The sequence below is a fragment of the Streptomyces sp. CC224B genome (genome assembly GCF_030010595.1).
GTDB lineage: Bacteria > Actinomycetota > Actinomycetes > Streptomycetales > Streptomycetaceae > Streptomyces > Streptomyces longispororuber.
Genome location: NZ_JASCXL010000026.1, coordinates 1 through 15,319 on the forward strand (window position 1 = coordinate 1; position 15,319 = coordinate 15,319).

Sequence of the window (15,319 nt, forward strand, 5' to 3'; positions counted from 1 at the left end):
TGGGCGCAATCCGATCCCATGCCGCATCCGTCAACTCACCACGACCCACCACAAGATCAATTATCAGACAGGACCTAGGAGGGGGAAATGTCAGGCATCGAGCCGGAGCGAGTACCCGCCAAGGACTCCTTGCGCGCAGGCCAAGTCGAGTCAGGGCGAGACGGAGTTCTGGCGCGCGGCGTTCACCGTCCCCAGCGCCTTGGCGAACTCATGGTCGGCGGCGCCGCGTTCGAGCGCGCCGCCCTCGCCGGAGCCGCCCCTGCGGCGCAGGACGACGTAACACCCTCCAACTGCCGCGGCGAACACGACCAGCATGGCGACGATGAGGAACATGTCGCCCCCTTCCCCTCAGGCAGAGCCCTGAGGCCCCTTGTCGCTCTCCATCCTCGCCCACCAGCTGCACCGCTGGGAAGGCTGCCCCTCGGTACACGGACCTGCGGTCGCCGCGGCCAGGCACGTGGACCGAGGCACCTTACCCGCAGGTGCGAGCGACTTCCTCCAGAAGCACGGGGTAGTCCTCGCCGTAGGCGTGTATCGCCGAGTACACCGCGTCGAGCGCCGCGCGCAGGGGGTCTGCCTCGGCGGCACCCCTCAGCGCGGACAGGGCCGAATGCGGCTGCGACATCTCGAGACCCGGGAAGGACCCCGGTTCACCGATCCAGGCCACCACTGCGTGTACGTCCGTCCCAGCCGTAGCGAATGACCGGGTACGGCCCGCGGGTCCCAGCACCATGGCGTCCTCGTGCGGCGGCTTTCCGCCGGGCAGCGTCGGTGGACGGAACGGGGGCCGCGGAGGGGCGTAGGGCTGGCGGACGGTGCGCTGGGGGACACGCGGGTCGGCTTCGAGGCGGTCCCATACCCGCTCCTCGTCGGCGTACGACAACGGCAGCGCACGCCCCTCGGCCAGCGCGGCGAGCCCTTCCTCGATCCAGTCGATGCCGACGAGGCCGGACACCTCGCAGGCGCGGCGAGCCGCCAGCAGCGCCACCGCGCGCTGGACCTCCACAGGGGCGGCGTCGATCGCGTGCACCAAGGCCGCGTCGAAGTCACGTACGCCCAGTACGTTGCCCTCGACCCGGCGCAACGCCTCACTCGGCTCCCGACCGCCCCACTCCCAGCGCTCGTAGGCCAACTCCTCCTGTCGCTCGGCCTCCTCCTCCGCCAGGCGGGCAAGGCGCTCGGCCTCGGCGCGCTTCTCGGGCGTGGGCGGTGGCGGCTGCCGGCGCGCGTAGTCGTGCCAGTAGGCGGCGCACCGCGAACCGCACTTCAGGACGCGGTCCGGCGCGGAAGCGGCGGGCCAGAACTGCAGCAGATAGCGTTCCGTCGGATGGGGTTCGCCATCCACCCGCGTATCGAGTCTGTCGCCCTCGTCCATCCCCTGCGCGCTGTAGCGCACCCGGTAGTCGACCTGCCGCAGCCCCAACTCCCAAGCGCCTTCGCCTCCCCACAGCGTCAGAGCCGTACGCTCCGACACCGGGCGGAAGGACACCTCCACGACGTCTTCCCACGCGTCGTCCAACGGCGGAACCTCGTCGTGCACTTCCACCCGGAACCGTACGTCGCCCGTGTGCAGGCCCGTCGTCAGCCACAGCGCCCCAGGGGCCGCCGCCCCGCACAGCCCCGCGCTCTGCCCGGCGAACGCCTCTTCGAGGTCCGGCCCGTCACTGTCGGGGTCGCTCTCGACGTAGATCTGGCTGTAGTGCACGAACACTTCACCATCGACCGGCGTACGCACCCCGCACCCTCCCTACTCCGGGCCTGGCGCTGACCCGCGACCCACGACAGGCTTTCCCGGCAGCCTAAGCACTTCCGGCCGGGTGTGGGTGTCGTGCGGGAAGCCACTGGGCGGCGGGACGCGGTGTCAGCCGTGTTCACACGCGAAAATCCGGCGACGTAGGCGATCACGGCCGGAATACTGGTCACCCATGAACGAAGTCGAAGTCGTCGTCGCCCACTCCGAACGTGCGACGCTGCGCGTCGGCGATGTGTTCCTGAAGGTGGACGCCGACCAGGCGCGGATCGATGTCGAGGTCGAGGCGATGTCCCTCGCGCCGGTCCCGACTCCAAAGGTCCTGTGGCGCAAGCCGCCCGTGCTCGCGATCACAGCAGTGCCGGGGACGACGCTCGGGCGCCTCGGCGGGCCGTCGACCGGGTCGCCGGCGGCGTGGACCGCGGCGGGCGCCGCCATCCGCAAGCTGCACGACGCGCCGCCGCCGTCCTGGCCGGGCCGGGCAGGCCGGAGCATCGACGCGCTGGAGGCGGAACTCGACGCGGAGTGCGAGTTGCTCGTGACCCGCGGGATCCTGCCCGCCGACCTGGTCACCCGCAACCGCCAGGTCGCCGAGGCCGCGCTGCGGCCGTGGACTCCGGCGTTCACCCACGGCGACCTGCAGATCGCGCACGTCTTCGTCGACGGCGACGAGGTCACGGGCATCATCGACTGGTCCGAGGCGGGCCGGGGCGACGCCCTGTACGACCTCGCGACCTTCACGCTCGGCCATGAGGACCATCTGGACGACGTCATGACCGGCTACGGCACCGACGTCGACCTCGACGTCATCCACGCGTGGTGGTCGCTGCGAAGCCTGCTGGCGGTGCGCTGGCTGAACGACCACGGCTTCGACCCGTTCGCACCGGGCTGCGAGGTGGACGTACTGAAATCCCGGATGTGAGGCGGAAAGGGCGGCCAGAGTGTGCACGCGGTCCACTACCACGGCTTGGGCACCGTCGACTACGACCGCGAACCTGACCAGCAGGACGAGACCTGACCAGCAGGACGAGAAGGGGCACCACGGCCGTCGTGGACCGTGAACGGGTCCCCCCCCGAGCTGAGCCCACCGGCTCGTCGCCGTTCTCCTGCCCGAGTGCACGGCCGCTCAGCCGGGCGACCCGGCCTCGGGGCTATGGTCATCGAGGAGCGGAACTCCAGGCCTTGCCCAGCGACCTCGGTGGGCAGAGCGGAGCGGCTCTTCCGTCACGTGAGGACCAACCTCTGCCTGCCGTCGATGAGTTCGCGTACGACGTCCAGGTGGCCGGCGTGGGTGGCGGTCTCGGTGATCGCGTGCAGGACGATGTCGCGCAGGCTGTCGAGGCGCCAGTCGCCGAAGAAGTCCGGCCACCATCTCGGGGCCGCCTCCAGGTCGGCGCCGGCCAGGAAGGCGTCGGCGAGCTCCCCTTCCCTCCGGTAGAGAGCGAAGATCTCCTCGGCCGTCTTCTCCGGGGCGGGCTGCCACGCGTCCTCCCCGGCCCCGAGAACCTCTTCGATCGCCGCCTGTTCCCCCGCGGCAACGGCGCGGAACCAGAACTTCTCGTCATCCAGAGCGAGATGGTGCACCAGCCCGAGGCAGGTCCAGCCGGACGGCAGGACCGGGCGTCGCAGCGCCTCCTCGTCCAGACCCTCCAGAATGTCCAGGACGTGCCGGCGCTTGCTGTTCAGGACGCTGAGCAGCGTGGTGAGTTCGGTGTCGGCCATGGGACGGAGCCTATGCGGCCCCACTGACATCCGACTCGCCGAACGTTTCAGGATGCCGCTCGGAGCCGTCGGAGGCAGATGACAGCCCGGGGTGACGGCGGCGCCGTGCGGGGGTGGGCGGCAGCCACGGCTCCGCGTAGGTTGCCATACCAACTCGCTCCTCCCGGCTGATGCCGTGCGCCCAGCGCGACGCTCACCTCAGGCACACGGCCCCCAGGCGGCCACGGCAACCCCCTCGGCCCCCCGACGTGCGCACCGAGCGCCCCCCGGCGCCGCCGCGCGCCGGAACCGGCCGGTGGTCGTTCGGTTTCGGCCAACGGCCTCGCCCTCGATAATGGCGTGACGTCGTGGGGGCACGGACGGGGGCGGGGGAGAAGCCGTGGTGCGGAGGCGGGCGCGTGGGGGTGAGACCTCCCATCGAGAGGTGATCACGGAGATAGCCAGGGACGTGGTCGAGCAGGTGGCCCGGGAAGAACTGCCGTTGTTCTCAGCGGTCAGCCGGGCGTACTTCGCCGATCCGCGGCGGGCGTTGTCCGCGAAGGGGACGCGGAAGGCGCCGCTCGGGTTCGGGTCCGAGGCCGTCGAGTTCATCCTGACGCCCGTGGTGCTGGCCGCCACGGCCAAGGCGGTCGAGTGCGTGGCCGACATCGTGCTGCAACGCACCACCGGGGAAGGCGCCGGCGCGGCCCTGCGCAGGGTCTTCCGTCTCGGGCAGCGGCCGTCAGGCGGCGCGGCAGCCGATGTCACCGCCCCGAACGCGGCCTCTGGGACCGCCCCGGGCGCGGCCCCCGGGGCGGCCGATGCCGTCGCGTTGCGGCCGGAGGACATCGAACAGCTCCGGCACGTGGTGGAAGCCACGCTCCGTGACTGCGGCACCGCTCCGGAGAGCGCGCGGGTGATCGCGGACGCGATCATCGGCCGGTGCCAGGCCCCACGGGCAGCCGGTTAGCGCCGCGGCACAGCCATGACCGCGTGCGAGGGGGCGGCCTCCGGGCGGCGTGACGATCCGGGGGCGTCGTCCGCTCTTCCCGGCGGCACGACCAGTCGGCTCATCCTGCTGAGCGCCGCCGTCGGTGTCGGCGGGCTCTACGTGTTCCTGCAGACGTATTTCCTCGTCCCGCGGAACACGGACTTCTTCTTCGGCACCTTCAGCCGCTGCTTCCAGGACCCGCGGATCGCGCTACCGGAGCGGAGCGACGGCGGGTACGAGGAGTCGCGGCGCCTGCTGGTGCGATGTCAGCAGCCCGCGTTCGTCGATCAGGCACAGTGGGTCGGGCTCGGGTTCCTGCTGCTGTGCGGCGCCTCGCTGGCCTGGTACGCCACACACCCCTGGTGGGTGACGCGACGCAGGTGCGCGAGGCTCCCGGCCGTCCCGAGCCTGCGCGCGCGGTCCCTGGCACGGTTCCCGCGGAGGGACGACCCCCATGAGCGGGACATGGCGGAATACCTCGACCACCTGTGCCACGCGGTCGGCGTGCACCCCGCCCCCGTCTGGCTGCTGGACACCTCGGCGCGCACCGCGAGCGGACTCGCCTTCGGCCTTCCCCGGCGGCGGTACGTCATCATCGACGCCCCACTGGTGCCGTACTTCGCCACCGACCGCGACCTGTTCCGCCTCGTGCTCGCACACGAGCTGGCACACCTGCGCCATCACGACGTGGACAAGACCTACCTCGCCTTCGGCATCTGGTGGGCCTTCCTGACGGTCGCGGTGCTGCCGTTCGGAGTGCTGACCGTGTACCACGCGGCGTCCGGCGGGCCGCCCGCGCTGCCACCGGGCATCGTGCCGTACCTCGTGGACGTGCCGCACGCACTGGGGCTGATGGCCGCGCTCACCCTGCTCGTCCAGCTCGTACGGAACGCGGTCCTGCGGGCTCGTGAGCTGCACGCCGACGCACTGGCCGCGGCGCACGGCGTGGTCGACGGCGCGGCGGTGGTCCGGCGTGCGCTGCTGCCGGAGCCCGCCGCCCCGGGCCGGGGCCCGGTACGCCGCGCCCTCTCCGGGCTCGTACGGAGACTGGGGTACTGGCCGACCCCCGCGACACGGCGGCGCGTCCTGCTCGACCCGACCCTCCTGACCCGCCCGACAGTGGGGGAGATGCTCGGCGCGGGGATCGTCGCCGGCGTCTTCACCGCCAGTGCGGATACGGTGCTCGACACGCTCTTCCGCCTGCTGTGGGGAAAGCTCAACACGCGGTCGGGCGACCTGACGGTCGGCTGCGCGATCGGCGCCGGACTCACCGGAGTGCTCGCCGCGGCGGTCTGGCGGGCCGTCGCGGTGTCCGACCGGGCACCGGGACCTCCTCGCGCCGCCGTGGTGTGGGCGCTGCCCGCCGGACTCGTCGGCGGGTACCTCGTCGGGGCCGGCCTGCCCCTCCTCACCGACGGGACCGCGCTCCCCGCCACCGGCCTGGAGACGCAGGGCTTCGCCTGGCTGCTGCCGGCGGGACCGGTGCTGCTCGCCGGGGCCGCGTGCGTCACGGTCTGGCTCGTCTCCGTGGCGCGCGGCCTGCTCCCGCACGCGCGCGGCCGAGGACCCCTGTACGCGGTGGTGGCCACATCCGTCGTCTCCTTCGCCCCGTGGTTCGCCGTCTGGTACTCCCTGCGGCGCGACCACGCGAGCGCCGCGTTCCGGCCCGTCGCGGGGGACGCCCCGGACGTCGGGTCCTCGATCGGCTGGTACGCGGCGCTCGCCCGGTGGACGGGCTCCACCTGGCCACCGCTCACCGTGCAGGGGCGGCTCCCGCTCGCCCTCGTGGGCCTGTCGCTGATCTGGCTGGTGCCGCTCGCCCTGGCGCTGCTCGCAGGCAGGGCGCACGAGCCTGAGGGAGGTGCCCGGTCCCCGCTCCGGAGGCTGCTGCTCGCGGGCAGGGCGTACGCCTCCGGCGCGGATCTCCGACCCCGGCTCCAGAAGGCGCTGTTCGCGGGCCTGGTCGCAGGGGGCGCGGTGGCCGCCGCCGGTCTGGCGTTGCCGTTCCTCGCGCGGTCCGCACTGCCGTCCGCCGTCCTGCACTACTCCGGAACGCGGCAGGACGCCGGGTTCCCGGACGTCTACTGGCACACCTACGTCGCCCTCGCCGGCCTTGCCCAGGGCGCGGCGGCTCTCTGGATCTCCGCCCGAGCCCGCGGACTGCGGCCCGTACTCGTCCTGGCCGGCACCGCGGTGACCGCGCTCGTGTCCGCCGTCGGCCGGGCGCCGGCCTTCGCGGTGGCCGAGTGCACCGGTCTCTTCGGTGCGCCCGGCCACCGGTGTTCCGTCCCGTTCGACCCCGAGGTCTTCGCGCAGGACCTGCGGACCATCACCCTGCGCGGCCTGTTGCTGGTCATCCCCGCGGCCCTGCTGGGGGCGGGCATGGGGGCGCTAGCAGGCCGCCGCCCCGCGCTCCGGCAGGGCACCGCGCGTACGGCGGGCGGCCGCCGTGAACCCGCCTGGGCCCCGGGCACCGTCCTCGCCGTCCTCGTGGTGCTCGCCGTGGCGGACCTCGCGGCAGTGGTCCTCGCCCTGCCCGCGGACCACGCCGTCTGGAGGGTTTGGCTCAGAGGCTGAGTCCGGTGGCCGGTCGGCACGTGCCGCGCAAGGTGGTTCAGAGCCCGTCTCTAGTCCTCAGTGCTCGCCCAGTCCAAATCACCTTCCTCGTCTGTAACGGGGAAGTAGGTGTCCAGTGGCTTGCCGGTCTCCAGGACGGTAGCCGTGGCTTCCATGAGTGCCGGAAGGGACGTCCACGGGGGGCGTGAGCTGAAGAAGCATCCGGTCTCATGATCGGCGTTGCCAACCCGGCCTCTGCGCTGATACTGCCGCTGATCGATAACAAGGTCATCGCCACACCCGTTGGTGGCGAATGGAATCCACAGACGGTGCCACCACGGCCCGTGCTCTGCATCTGGATCGTCCGGTTCTGCATCGCCGCCGTGGCTGATCTCCATCTTCATCACCCATCGCGCGGCGATGTCCTGCGCACTCAGCAGCCCCCAGAACGGCGGCAGCACGCCGTGGTAGCCCGTGCCGTTGTGCCGCAGCAACGATTCCTTCAAGGGCTCGGGGAATGGCAGCCCGATGACCCGCTCAGCATCAGCAATCGCAGAAAGCTCCGCAGGGGGTTCGAGACCGGCGAATGTCCCCGGCGCATGGCAGGCGAGCCATTGCTCGATGCGGACCCAGGACTCAGTTATCGACGAGGGCATGCCCGGAGCATGCCAGCCCATCCCGATGGCCGCCCGGCAAGTCTTCTACCGGCTCGTGGGGGCCTTCTTCTTCCCAAGGACGAGAAGGCGTACGACCGGCTACAGGAAACCCTCAACCGGGCCCGCCGCGCCCGGCTGATCCCCATGGGCGCGATCCGCGACGACCGCGCCTCAAGCGCCGGTCACTGCTTCGGCTACGACAACCCAGAGGCCTCCTGGGACTCCGTGCGCACCTCCGCGCGGCACTACGCCCGACCGCTGACCGAGGGACAGCCGCGCGCCGTCGATGTGTGGATCGAGGCCCAGGGCATGATGCCGATGATCGCGGAGGTCACCCAGCAGTACGGCGTCGTCGTCTTCTGCTCCGGCGGGTTCGAGTCGGTGTGCGCCAAACACGACGCCGCCACCCGCATCGCCTCCCGCGAGGTCCCGACCACCGTGCTCAGCATCGGTGACCACGACCCCAGTGGCCTGAGCATCCTGGACGCCGCCGAGGACGTCGCCGTGTTCGCCGAGGAACTGGGCGGTACCCCACCGACCGTCGACCGGCTCGCCGTCGCCGAGCAGCAGATCACCCGCTACGGGCTCATCACCGCACCGCAGAAGAGGACCGACCGCCGCGGCGCCCACATGCACGCCACCGTCCAGGCCGAGGCGCTCAGCCCCACCCAGCTGACCGACCTGGTGCGCGCCGGCGTCGAGAAGAGCATCGACCTGCGGGCCCTGACCCGGGTCAAGGCGCAGGCCGAGCGCGAACGGCAGCAACTGGTGACCAAGGCCGAGCGGCTGCGGTAACCGGTGGGCGCGGGCACAGACCGATAGCCGGGGCGCGTGGTACCCGGGGGCTTCGCCGCCCCCGGGCCCCCGCTGCCCCGTCACTTCCCGGCGCGAAACGGCATCGTCGTGGTGCGGACCATTCGCGCCGTGAAGCAACGGGGATGCTGGGCGGTGGCCGCTCGCCGTGCCCGGCTACGCCCGCACCTCGGCCGGCGGCTCGTGATTGACCTTGCTCGCGCAAAGGGTCCGCTTCTGACAGTGACGCGCTGTGCGGCCCTGGCCTACGCACGGGCCCGAGAGGAGGCACGATCGGCTTCCGGCCGCCCGTCGAATCGGGCGGTCTCGACTGGGTCACATCGAATGTGCGCTGCGTCCCGTGCTGGCTGTCGGCAGCGACGGGATACTTGAACGGGGCGTGAGGGCAGCGCGGTTTCGAGCGTAGGGGAGGCTCCATGGCCGAAGGCACGGTCCGATGGTTCGATGACGTCCGAGGCTATGGCGTCATCGTCCCCGACAGAGGCAGCTGCTGGATCTATAACGATCGGGGCTCCAGCCTCCGCTTCCCTGTCGAACAGGAGCTGCATGTTGATCGCATCGACATCCTGACCAACAAGTACAAGACGCTGGAATCTGGCGAGCGTGTGGAGTTCGACATTGAGCTCGACGCGGCAGGTCTGCGAGCCGTCAGCGTCGGCCGGCTGGGAACGTGCGCTCCAGTTCCCGAGGTTTCCCATTCGCCCAGCACCGAGACCCGCCGTGCCCCCGGCACGCCCACCGCCTCCCGACCCCGCCCGGCACCTGCACTGCACACCGCCTGACCACACAAAACCGGCAGTGAGCACCGATGCGGGATATGGCTGGCCATACGGTGCAGGGACCCCGGGCGGAGGAGTGCCGGGGCCCCTGCGGCCGCTGGGTGCGCTGCCCGCGTCGCGGCCTGGCGGCGGAGGAAAGGGTCAAAGGGCGTTGACGGCGGTGCCGGGCAGGCTGGGGATCTCGATGTAGTCGATGAGGGACCAGTTGGTGGTGTTGCGCTTGATCATGGCCTGACTGTTGGCCTGCATGTTGTCGCCGGGGCCGGTGCCCGGGGACAGGATCGGCGCGGTGGGCCCGCTGATGGCCGAGGTCTGCTCACTCTTGTTCGTGTCGGCCGCGGCGGTACCGGCGGCCGACAGCATCAGGGCGGTAGCGGCCAGGGCGAGCACGGCGAAGCGCATCTGGTTCACGAATGTTCCTGCTTTCACATAGCGGTGGTAATGAAACGGAAGGTGCTGCACCCGGAAAGGGGGCAACGGTGTGAGGGTCTTTCAGGCTGCGTCATCGAACGCGGCCCGCAGGTTCGCCGCCCCTTGGCCCCCTCTCCGGGCGGCCCTGGGCTCGCCGCTCCTGCCTGCCAAGCCGACGGCATCGATCAGGGACAAGGTGACGGAGCGGAGATTGGTCCAGGGCCTCGCCGTTAGCCTGGCGGGCGCCGCGGCGAGCTTGGGCCGGGAACTGAACGGGCTCCAGCAGTCACTGAGGGCGAAGGCCCGCCCCCCTCTTGCCAGCGTCCGCAGCAGCGGCGCCCGCAACGGACCGGACAAAAGGGGTGTCAGGAGCGTTGCCCCTTCACCGGCTGCACGCCGACGTAGTCGAGAAGGGCCCAGTTGGTGGCGTTGGACTTGTCCATGACCTGCCGGTTGCCCTGGGTGTTGTCGCTGGGGCCGGTGCCCGGGGACAGGATCGGCGCGGTGGGCCCGCTGAGGGCGGAGGTCTGTTCGCTCTTGTTGGTGTCCGCAGCGGCGGTGCCGGCAGCCGAAGCGGCGAGGGCGGCGGTCACCAGCACGGTGGCGGCGACCCGCAGAGATGTGGGCGTGGGCATGAGCATGCTCCGTTCGGGGAGAGACAGGCGGGAGAACTGCGGTGTGCGGCGACAGGGCCGCTGGGCCAAACACGCCCGGCGGCCCGGCCCCGGCCGCACCGCTGCCCCCACAGCGCGCGTGCGGGCGCAGCGCTGCGCCGGGGCGGGTCTCAGGGCAGCAGGGCGGTGACGGTCTCGGCCTTGGTGTAGTCGACCAGCGCGTGGTTCAGAGTGTTCTTCTTGGCCACGTTCTGGCCGTTGACCTGCACGTTCGAGCAGCCGTCCGAAGTGGAGCCAAGTGAGAGGAGCACGATGTTGCACAGCATCGTGGACTTGGCGGTGCCGGTGTTGGTGTCGGCCGCGGCCTGCGGGGCCACGGCCAGAGCCGTACCCGCAGTCAGCGCGGCGAGCGCGCCGAACTGGGCCAGACGACGGTGCGGAGAGACGGGCAATGGGGCCTCACAAGGTTGGTGCCGAGGGGGTGGGTGCCCGGGCTCAGCAGCGAAGGAGGGCCCGGGCGCAGCCCGGCGCCGTCCGCCCCGGACCACCAGATGCTCAGCCGTCTACGCCCTACCGCTCATGCCATCGGCAGGTAGTCACATGAGCATCCAGTGTGCTGATAAACGCCCCACCTCAGGAGAAGGGCACGCACCCGCAGGACGGAACCCGCCCCAGCACTAGTTGACGGACGGGCGGGCCACAGCAACGGGAAAGCCGCCCGTCAGAATGCCCGGTTCCTGAACGCCTGCAGCGGGGGACGGTCCTGCAGCACTCAGGTTGAAGGACAGGCTCTCAGCTTGTCATTTATGCAGAGCGCCGCGGTTTTGTCCCCTTCTTGTGGTGGGCAGGGCGGCTGTATGCCTCGCCGGTGGCGAGGACTCGGCCCACTTCATGGCGGGTTGCCGGGTGGCGGTTCTTCGAGCCCGGCGGCCGGCCTGGACCGGGGCGGGACGGTTTCGGTGCACGGGTGGGTGAACCGGTTTTCGCGCGCAGGTTCCTGAATCCCCTCCGGACCCGGGCGGGCGTAAGTTTGTCCGGCGGGGCCGGTTTCTCCCAGGGCCGCCGGAGGTCGGTGGCCAGCGGGCGGGCCAGCCGGAGTTGCGCGTAGGCCGCGATCACCAGCCACGTCCAGCGGTCGGCCGCTTCCGAGCTGCGAAGCCGGGGCTTGGTCCACCCGAGTGTCTGCTTGAACAGGCGAAACGTGTGCTCCACGTCGAAGCGGCGAAGGAATGATCGCCAGCAGCGATCCACATCGTCGGAGGTGGCACCGGTCTTGGACCACCACAGCCAGACTGGCTTGTTCACCCCGCCGCTGGGCAGCTTTTCCACGACCAGGCGGACGACGGTGCCCTCGATGATGGGCAGTGGTCCGTCGTGGTCGAGCCAGGCCGCCCGGCGGGTCAGCCGAGGGTGCAGCCGGTCCCATGCCTGCGCGGTCGCCTTGCCGTAGAGGCGGGTGTCCGTGGTGGTCACGGCTTGTTCGGTGCCCCAGGTGTCGGGGTCGCCGAAGACGAACTCGCCGCCGTGCTTGGGCGGCCGGCCGCGAAGGCCGCTCCGCGGTGGTGTCGGCCGCCGCATGACGCGGTCGGAGCGGAGCCGGCCGAGAATCTGCACCGGCAGGCCCTCCAGCAGGTGGGCGATGCGGGGTGCGTCGTATCCGGCGTCCAGCACCACCAGGACCTCTGGATCGCCCTCCTGCCACTGGCCGGCGGCGACGAGCCGCTCGATGACCTCTCGGATCTGGACCGTGGTGACTGCGGCGACGTCCGCGCCGGGCTCCAGGCGGACCGCGTCCAGCACCGCTGTCCAGGAGGTGCGGCCGGTCTCCAGCGCAGCCACGATCGAGTACGGCCAGCCCGGGACCATCTGGTGCTTTCCCTCGCCGCGGCCGAAGGTGTGGCAGAAGGACCGGTCAGCACAGGTGTCAGCATCCGGCCGCAGCCACGGCGAGACGTCCACTGCCAGTACCAGCCGGCCGTCCGCCGCCCTCGGCAGCGGCACCTCTGCCAGGGCCCGGCGAAGCCGGGCAACATCGATCCGCCCTTGGTTGAGCCCGCCGTAGAGGGCTCCGTGGCCCCGACGGTGTTCGGGAGCGAGCGCCAGGTCAACCAGCGTCCGCACGGGCCCGTCCGTACACAACAGCGCGTCGCACAGCTCGAACAACGCGTCGCCCCGCGCAGTCAGACACGCGTACAACTCCGACCGGAAGTGTGACGCTTCCGCGAACGCGTCCCGCAGGACGCCCTGATGCACCAAACTCACGACCACGGCCTTCGTGCTGTCCTCTGCCTCTGTGACGGAGCAAAGGATCAGCCGAAGGCCGCTTGCACGTCCGATGAACTGCGAAAACGCTCACCAAGTTCGAGCCTCGTTCGACCCCGGACCATAAATGACAAGCTCAGGCGTCCGCCGCCGGGCCGTCGAGGGCGTCCAGGGCCGCGAGCACGTCCGCCGGTTCGGCCCGCAGTGCGTAGTCGGTCGCCACGAAGGCCCAGCGGATCACGCCGGACGAGTCGATGACGTAGGTCGCGGGCAGGGGCAGGGTGCGGCTGTGCCCGCCGTTGACGCGCTGGAGCTCGAAACCGAGGCTGTCGTAGAGCGCGCCCAGCTCCTCACCCAGGTCGAAGGCGATGCCGTAGCTCTTGGCGACGTCCGAGCCGACGTCGCTGAGCACGTTGAAGGTGAGGGCCTGCTTCTCGGTCAGGGACAGCGACTCGTCCGGCACCTGCGGCGAGACGGCGACGAGACGGGCGCCGCGCGCGGTGATCGCGTCGTGGTGCTCCTGGAGCGCGCGCAGCGCCACCTGGCAGAACGGGCACCAGGCGCCCCGGTAGAAGGTCAGCACGACCGGCCCCTCGGCGAGCAGCCCGGCCAGGGACATGTCCTCGCCCGTCGCCGACTTGAGGGTGAAGAGTGGCGCCCGGGCGCCGACACCGACCGCGCGGTCCGTGATGCCGGAGCGGGCGAGGGCCTCGGCGTTGCGGTCCATGGTCGCCATGGTCTCGGCCGACAGCCGGAGGTGCCGGTTGTCGTGGATGAAGCGGAGTTCGTCGCGCAGGCTCATGCGTGGCCGTCCTTGCTCGTGGGTGTCGCGTACGCGTGAATGCCGCGTACGCGTCGATGTCGCGTCCTCGTCGTCGTCATGTCGTCATGTCGTCATGCCGTCAAGTCGGTGCGTTGTCACCGTCGTTGCGTTGTCACGGTCGTTGCGGCGTCACCGTCGTCGCATCGTCATCGCGTCCTCGTCGGTCCGCAGGCACGGGCCTGCGGTCGTCGCGCCAGCCATCTTGAAACGACCGTTTCAGGATGCTGGTGGTCGCGTACGGGCGTCAAGGGCTAACCTGGACCGAACAGTTCAGGATGGCGGCCGACGAGACGGACAGGGGGAGCGGTGCCAGACATCAAGCACTTCGATCCCGACAAGGCCCTGGAGCGCGCCGAACACCTCTTCTGGCGGCTCGGCGCCGCCACCGTCTCCATCCAGGCCGTCACCGCCGAGACGGGCCTCAACCGCTCCAGCCTGTACGCCACCTTCGGCGGCAAGCGGCAGCTCTATCTGGCCGCGCTGCGCCGCTACGTACGCGAACGCGCCCGCCCGGCGTGCGAGCACCTCGCGGGCGACGGGCGCGGACTGCCCGCCGTCCAGGAGGCTTTCGACGCGCTGATCGACCAGCGCTGCTCCGGCGCGTACGCGGGGTGGGGCTGCATGCTCGTCAACGCCCACGCGGGCGGCGAGGCCGAGGACCCCGACGTGCGCGCCCTCCTCGACGACCACCACCGGCGGCTGCGGGGCGCGATGGCCGACGCCCTCGCCGCGGCCCGCGCCGAGGGGCAGCTCGCGCGCCACGTCGACATCGACGCCACCGCCGAGGCGCTCGTCCTCCTCGCGTACGGCGTGAACCTGCGCTCGCGCGCGGGCGCAGGAGCGGAGGCGCTGCGGCACACGGTGGCGACGACGCTGGCGGGCCTCAAGGACCCGGCGCCCCGGGCCGACTGACGGACACCCCGCCCCGGGCGGTACCGGTCAGCCGGCGCGGAGCCGTGTCTCCCCAGGTCAAGCCCAGCCGGAGCCTGAGGCGTGTCCTGCCGATCCGGCTGGCTGAGTAAAACCAGGTGTGGCCGGGCGCCCCGATGGTGTGAGATGCGGGGCATGACGATCGTTCTGAACGAGCCCGGCGTCGACGGGCTGACCGAGGCTGTGGATGCCCTCCGCTTATGGCAGGACGACCGCACGCCGCTGCAACTCCATCCGGGAGACCTCGGCTGGGCCTGGGCGCTGGGCGCGGAGAGGCTGGCCGCGGCCGTCCGCACCTGGAGCGTGGACGGACGGATCATCGCCGTCGGATACCTGGACGCCCCTGACGTGCTGCGCCTGACGACCGCGCCGGACCTGCGGCAGGACGGTGATCTGGCGCGCCGGATGCTGGCGGACCTTGATGATCCGGAGCGCGGGGTCCTGCCGCCCGGGAAGGTCGGCCTCGAAATCCCCAACGGCGCCCTGCTCCGCGAGGTCCTCTTGGAGGCGGGCTGGCATCTCGACGAGCCGTGGACGCCGCTGCGCCGCGACCTCGCCGAGCCGGTGCCGGACTCCGGCCTGCGGATCGAGGTGGCCGGTCCGGAGACGGCGGGGGTGCGGACCGCGGTGCACCGCTCGGCGTTCGGCAGCCCGTGGTTCACCGAGGAGGTCTGGCACGTCCTCGTGGCCGGGCCGGTCTACGCCGATGCCCGCTGCCTGATCGGCTACGACGACCAGGACAACGCGGTGGCCGCGGCGACGGTCTGGTCGGCAGGGCCCGGCAGGCCCGGCCTGCTGGAGCCCATGGGCGTGCACGCCGACCACCGCGGTCGCGGCTACGGGACGGCGATCAGCGTCGCCGCCGCGGCGGCGCTGCGTGAACTGGGTGCGTCGAGCGCGCTCGTCAGCACCCCCAGCTCGAACGCTGCCGCCGTCGCCACCTACAGGGCGGCCGGATACGAACCGTCGCCCGAACGGCTGGACGTCAGCCGAGCCGCCTGAAAAGCTGCCTGAAAGCGATCAGGCGGCGGTA

16 protein-coding genes are annotated in these 15,319 nt (G+C 71.3%); 7 read left to right on the plus strand and 9 right to left on the minus strand.

What is annotated here, in order from left to right; translation table 11 throughout:
* Positions 1–150 precede the first annotated feature (150 nt).
* Together QK440_RS12950 and QK440_RS12955 are read right to left on the minus strand one after the other, a co-directional pair.
* Positions 151–333 carry a hypothetical protein gene (locus QK440_RS12950; RefSeq protein ID WP_282793212.1) on the minus strand — a complete coding sequence of 61 codons (183 nt, stop codon included), beginning with the start codon at positions 331–333 and terminating at the stop codon, positions 151–153.
* A gap of 139 nt (positions 334–472) precedes the next feature.
* The gene (locus QK440_RS12955; protein WP_282793213.1) at positions 473–1,735 is read right to left on the minus strand and encodes a hypothetical protein; all 1,263 of its coding nucleotides are present in this window, start codon (positions 1,733–1,735) and stop codon (positions 473–475) included.
* Between the two features lie 190 nt (positions 1,736–1,925).
* On the opposite strand from QK440_RS12955, the gene QK440_RS12960 reads away from it, so the two are divergent.
* Positions 1,926–2,672, plus strand: a complete 747-nt coding sequence (locus tag QK440_RS12960; RefSeq protein ID WP_282793214.1) for a phosphotransferase — start codon at positions 1,926–1,928, stop codon at positions 2,670–2,672.
* Between the two features lie 302 nt (positions 2,673–2,974).
* On the opposite strand, the gene QK440_RS12965 is transcribed toward QK440_RS12960, so the two are convergent.
* Entirely contained in the window at positions 2,975–3,472 is a 498-nt protein-coding gene (locus QK440_RS12965; RefSeq protein WP_282793215.1) for a DinB family protein, read from the minus strand.
* A 424-nt stretch (positions 3,473–3,896) separates the two neighbouring features.
* Here QK440_RS12965 and QK440_RS12970 point away from each other — a divergent pair, with 424 nt between their 5' ends.
* Together QK440_RS12970 and QK440_RS12975 are read left to right on the plus strand one after the other, a co-directional pair.
* Positions 3,897–4,421 (plus strand): hypothetical protein, encoded by a 525-nt coding sequence (locus tag QK440_RS12970; protein ID WP_282793216.1) that lies wholly within the window; start codon positions 3,897–3,899, stop codon positions 4,419–4,421.
* A 15-nt stretch (positions 4,422–4,436) separates the two neighbouring features.
* Positions 4,437–7,019: a M48 family metalloprotease gene (locus QK440_RS12975; protein ID WP_282793217.1), complete on the plus strand. Its 2,583-nt coding sequence runs from the start codon at positions 4,437–4,439 to the stop codon at positions 7,017–7,019.
* A gap of 50 nt (positions 7,020–7,069) precedes the next feature.
* On the opposite strand, the gene QK440_RS12980 is transcribed toward QK440_RS12975, so the two are convergent.
* Positions 7,070–7,654, minus strand: coding sequence for an SMI1/KNR4 family protein (locus tag QK440_RS12980; protein WP_282793218.1), 585 nt, complete (start codon positions 7,652–7,654; stop codon positions 7,070–7,072).
* 144 nt (positions 7,655–7,798) lie between these two features.
* Here QK440_RS12980 and QK440_RS12985 point away from each other — a divergent pair, with 144 nt between their 5' ends.
* Together QK440_RS12985 and QK440_RS12990 are read left to right on the plus strand one after the other, a co-directional pair.
* A complete protein-coding gene (locus tag QK440_RS12985) occupies positions 7,799–8,449 on the plus strand; it encodes a hypothetical protein (RefSeq protein WP_282793219.1) in 651 nt (216 codons plus the stop codon).
* A 434-nt stretch (positions 8,450–8,883) separates the two neighbouring features.
* Positions 8,884–9,249 carry a cold shock domain-containing protein gene (locus QK440_RS12990; RefSeq protein WP_282793220.1) on the plus strand — a complete coding sequence of 122 codons (366 nt, stop codon included), beginning with the start codon at positions 8,884–8,886 and terminating at the stop codon, positions 9,247–9,249.
* Positions 9,250–9,387: 138 nt separating this feature from the next.
* Here the strand turns inward: QK440_RS12990 and QK440_RS12995 are convergent, their stop codons facing one another.
* The 5 genes from QK440_RS12995 to QK440_RS13015 all read right to left on the minus strand — a co-directional run bounded on the left by QK440_RS12995 (position 9,388) and on the right by QK440_RS13015 (position 13,335).
* Positions 9,388–9,657, minus strand: coding sequence for a hypothetical protein (locus QK440_RS12995; protein WP_282793221.1), 270 nt, complete (start codon positions 9,655–9,657; stop codon positions 9,388–9,390).
* A 365-nt stretch (positions 9,658–10,022) separates the two neighbouring features.
* Complete coding sequence (locus QK440_RS13000) at positions 10,023–10,292, minus strand: hypothetical protein (protein WP_282793222.1); 270 nt, start codon at positions 10,290–10,292, stop codon at positions 10,023–10,025.
* Positions 10,293–10,441: 149 nt separating this feature from the next.
* The gene (locus tag QK440_RS13005; RefSeq protein WP_282793223.1) at positions 10,442–10,723 is read right to left on the minus strand and encodes a hypothetical protein; all 282 of its coding nucleotides are present in this window, start codon (positions 10,721–10,723) and stop codon (positions 10,442–10,444) included.
* Positions 10,724–11,075: 352 nt separating this feature from the next.
* Positions 11,076–12,533: an NF041680 family putative transposase gene (locus QK440_RS13010; RefSeq protein WP_282793224.1), complete on the minus strand. Its 1,458-nt coding sequence runs from the start codon at positions 12,531–12,533 to the stop codon at positions 11,076–11,078.
* A 136-nt stretch (positions 12,534–12,669) separates the two neighbouring features.
* Complete coding sequence (locus QK440_RS13015) at positions 12,670–13,335, minus strand: peroxiredoxin-like family protein (protein ID WP_282793225.1); 666 nt, start codon at positions 13,333–13,335, stop codon at positions 12,670–12,672.
* Positions 13,336–13,662: 327 nt separating this feature from the next.
* Between QK440_RS13015 and QK440_RS13020 the strand changes: the two genes are divergently transcribed.
* Together QK440_RS13020 and QK440_RS13025 are read left to right on the plus strand one after the other, a co-directional pair.
* Positions 13,663–14,268 carry a helix-turn-helix domain-containing protein gene (locus tag QK440_RS13020; RefSeq protein WP_282793226.1) on the plus strand — a complete coding sequence of 202 codons (606 nt, stop codon included), beginning with the start codon at positions 13,663–13,665 and terminating at the stop codon, positions 14,266–14,268.
* 153 nt (positions 14,269–14,421) lie between these two features.
* The gene (locus QK440_RS13025; protein ID WP_282793227.1) at positions 14,422–15,288 is read left to right on the plus strand and encodes a GNAT family N-acetyltransferase; all 867 of its coding nucleotides are present in this window, start codon (positions 14,422–14,424) and stop codon (positions 15,286–15,288) included.
* Positions 15,289–15,319: the final 31 nt, after the last annotated feature.